Genomic DNA, 3,602 nt, shown 5'->3' with positions numbered 1-3,602 from the left:
CCTCTTGCCCACCAGGCTTTTTGCCAGACGGCTCGCGGGAGGAACGCTTTTTCTCAAAACGGTCAGAAGATGGGGGCAAATGGCTATTGGAGCTGTTTTTTTTCGTGCGTGCTTCCAGCTCTTGAACACGGTACTTCAGTTGTTCATTTTCTTTGCGTAGCTGTTTGTTTTCTTTCAACAGTTGCTCAATGACTTGTTGCTGGTGAGTAATGAGCTGCTTTTGTTGTTGGACTTTGCCGATTAAGCTCTCAACTGTAAATACAGCTTGTTGTACCGTCAACATGTGATTCACCTCCTTGTCTATCAGTATTCACATCATAGACAAGGAAAGAAGAAAATATTCAGCTCACTTTATGATGTGGCTGAATAGTTACGTCAATACTTTATTTAATCCTAATGCTACTGCTAAAGAAGTTGGATTAGCATTATTTGCATTCATACCTGTTATTGGAGACTTAAAAGACTTAAAAAATATTGGGAAAGCAGTCGATGTAATCAAATCGACGGTAAGAAAAGGAACAGATAAAATTGATGATGCTGTAATAAGTCATATATCAAAAAATATTAGGGAGATTAGTGTACCAGATCTTTTATTATACTCAGAAAAAGTAGGAGGACATACTATATCAAAACATATATCATTATCTGATTCAGAAATGGTTAAAAGAGCAGCACAACAAAAAGTAGATGTTACATCTTACACTAATCAAAGTACCGCAATTAAAGTGATAAAAAGTGCATTATCTCAGAATGCAACTAAAATATCAGAGTGGTTATTAGATTCCAACTCTAAAAATACACTTAATTTAAATCATGAAATGGGTTATGCTATTGGAAAAGGGTATAAAAGTGGAGGAACAGCATTAAAAACTAACTTGGATACGGCATTTATTCAGTTGAAAAAGGATTCTAAATCTCAATATGGATTTATTATTGTAACTAGTTACCCTAAATATAAATAAGTAATAAGAGGTGTAAGAGATGGATATAAGAAAAGAGTTTGAAACCCTCCAGTATTTTTTTGATTCATATTATAATCAGACTTTTTTCGACGCAAGATTAGAAGATAAATTTTTAGAGTTTCTTAATGAAGAACCTAAATGGGTACCAAAGGCGCTGAAACAGGAAATTCAAAAGTTAGAACAAATATATAATAATAAAGATATTGAGACATGGAAAAAAATAGAGGAACTAGTGCATGAAAATAGTATGCGATATTTTCCATACGAAGATGGTAAAGAGTTTATTGAAATAGCCAGTAAATTATTAAAAAATGTATAATGTTAAAATTGAAATAATGTCAGGCGTGTTGATTATCCAATAAAATCCAAAGGGTATAGAAAAAAGAGCACCTTTCCTGTAGAATGTGAGTAACGACACAAACAAACCCAGGAGGTGCTCTCTATGAACAAGCATACCACACTCCCGAATTTGATGCAAAAACTTGTTTCGGATGAAGAGATTCAACGGATTGCCGAAGCGGTTGGGGATCGTGATTCGTCTCGAACCTTTCCGTTGCGCGAGTTGATTCACTTCTTCCTGCTGGCCGCCATGCATCAATGGAAAAGCTTTCGCCATGGAGCCGATGTGGGGCCTCTGTATGGATTGCCGCGATTCCATTATTCCACAGTATCCAAGAAAGCGAAAGAAGTTCCCTATGACATCATGAAACGCTTGTTGGCGTTGATCATTTCCAAGTGCAACCGCCAAACCCGCCGTTCGCTTCGGTTTCCCAAACCGCTTCGGGTGGTGGATTCGACGACGGTCACGGTCGGGAAAAACCACCTCCCATGGGCTCCGTATCACGGCGAACGCGCCGGAGTGAAGCTGCACGTCGCGTATTCGCCGGAATCCTCGCTGCCGGCAGACGTGGTGGAAACGACCGGACTGCGTCACGATGGCCCAGTGGGAGAACAGTTGACGAACGCTCAACAAGTGCTCGTGGAAGACCGGGCGTATTTCAAAATCGAACGCCTCGATCGATTTGTAGAGCAGCATCAGTTCTTTGTCATTCGGATGAAGGACAACATCGAACTTCATCAGAAAAAAAGCTTGAAACGCCTTTCCAGCACATCCTCATCGGTTCAAGCCGACTTCACGTGCCAGTTGGGGACGAAACAATGCCGATCGACCAAGCGTCACCGGGTAGTGATCTTTCGAGATGCAAATGGCCGCGACATTCGGGTCGTGACGAACCTCTTCCATGCGTCTGCGGAAACCATTGCCGACATGTACCAACAACGTTGGACCGTTGAAGTCTTTTTCCGTTGGGTGAAGCAATATCTGAATGTCCCGATCTTGTTTGGCACGACGGAAAATGCGGTATACAATCAGCTGTTTGGGGCGTTCATCGCGTATGTGTTGCTGCGATGGCTGTATGATCAAACCAAAAAACGGACGAACGTCTCTCTTTCCTTCATTTCGTTTGTTCGCCGTTTTTTCTCTGGGCAGCTTCCTCTCGATTGGAAATCCGGGATGGCCGCTGCTTTGTTTGAGTATGCCCAAATTTATGGAAGGCGTATGTCTAATTTTGGATAATCAACACTCGTGTGTTGAAAATTGTTAATAACAGATCATTAATTTCGAATAGAGTTCCGACACCTGCCGTTTGCGTTGATATCAAACCTATCGTTCGTTTTGAGTAGCGTTTGCCAACTACTTACAGAACCATATGTTTGTTCCTTAATTTGGAACATCCAACATATGATCCCAATATAGCCGAGCTCATAATATTTTCCGCCCATCTAATTACAAAGGTTGAATTATAGTAAAGACTTGAATATACTTCAGTGTATTTTTCAGACCCTACCAATGTGATTTCATGGTTTACCAAACTCCCGTAATTGAATTACAAGAGTAGAGCCCCAGAAATGCCATGTATGGTCGCCATTAGCAATAGCCACTCATCACTACCATTATAATTTGAACAAGCCCTCCGCCCATAAAATAAACCATTTTAATCGGAAATTTCATGAATTATTTTGACTTAATATCTGCAAAATATAGTTTGATCACGATAATAAAAGGAGGAATTCAAATATGAACAGGAAACTTATAGGAGTAATGTCCCTCTTTTTGATAATATTATTCGGAATGTATGGTGTCGGGACTAAAATTGTCGCCAAATCAAAAATTTATGAAACAGAGTCAACAACTGCATTAGTGGTTAATAAAAATGATTTAGAGGACCTTTCAATTTACTTCTTAACGCCTTATATAACCAAAGCAGTACAGGATTATTATGGAAAACCGTCTGGAATTCAGTGGTGGAAGCCTAAAATATTAGAGATTAAAAATTTAGAACCCGGGAGTCGTTATAAATTCTTACTCAAAATTCGTGTAGAAACATTTAAAGGGGCTCACAACCCTCCTTACGGAATTGATATAATAACACTTGAAATCGATTTTGACAAAATTCGTATTATTGATTACAAGCACATCGAAGAGAAGATAAAAAAACAAACATAGGGTATTACCTCCCTCTATAAATGTTGATATATCAACGGTTGTAGCCGTTTCAGGGGTGTCAAAAAAATATTTTTCGACAAAGTTTCTAACATTATTTCTTAAATATGTGTATATCTTACATTGACTGGGTACGC

Annotated in this window: 5 protein-coding genes; 4 read left to right on the top strand and 1 reads right to left on the bottom strand. The window is 39.2% G+C overall.

All coding sequences use genetic code 11. The features are described from left to right. On the bottom strand, positions 1 to 283 hold a 283-nt coding region (locus ETC02_RS16290), incomplete at its 3' end, for a DUF6444 domain-containing protein (RefSeq protein WP_253264177.1). Positions 284 to 296: 13 nt separating this feature from the next. Here ETC02_RS16290 and ETC02_RS16285 point away from each other — a divergent pair. The 4 genes from ETC02_RS16285 to ETC02_RS16270 all read left to right on the top strand — a co-directional run bounded on the left by ETC02_RS16285 (position 297) and on the right by ETC02_RS16270 (position 3,468). Beyond that, entirely contained in the window at positions 297 to 962 is a 666-nt protein-coding gene (locus ETC02_RS16285) for an RNase A-like domain-containing protein (protein WP_171698423.1), read from the top strand. A 19-nt stretch (positions 963 to 981) separates the two neighbouring features. After that, positions 982 to 1,281, top strand: a complete 300-nt coding sequence (locus ETC02_RS16280) for a hypothetical protein (RefSeq protein ID WP_050368178.1) — start codon at positions 982 to 984, stop codon at positions 1,279 to 1,281. A gap of 123 nt (positions 1,282 to 1,404) precedes the next feature. Beyond that, a complete protein-coding gene (locus tag ETC02_RS16275; protein WP_050368179.1) occupies positions 1,405 to 2,538 on the top strand; it encodes an IS4 family transposase in 1,134 nt (377 codons plus the stop codon). Between the two features lie 501 nt (positions 2,539 to 3,039). Next, positions 3,040 to 3,468 (top strand): DUF3888 domain-containing protein, encoded by a 429-nt coding sequence (locus ETC02_RS16270; protein WP_011230515.1) that lies wholly within the window; start codon positions 3,040 to 3,042, stop codon positions 3,466 to 3,468. The last annotated feature ends 134 nt before the right edge of the window (positions 3,469 to 3,602 follow it).

The sequence above is a fragment of the Geobacillus sp. DSP4a genome, assembly GCF_013096875.1.
GTDB lineage: Bacteria > Bacillota > Bacilli > Bacillales > Anoxybacillaceae > Geobacillus > Geobacillus thermophilus.
This window is presented reverse-complemented; position numbering and strand designations above follow the sequence as displayed.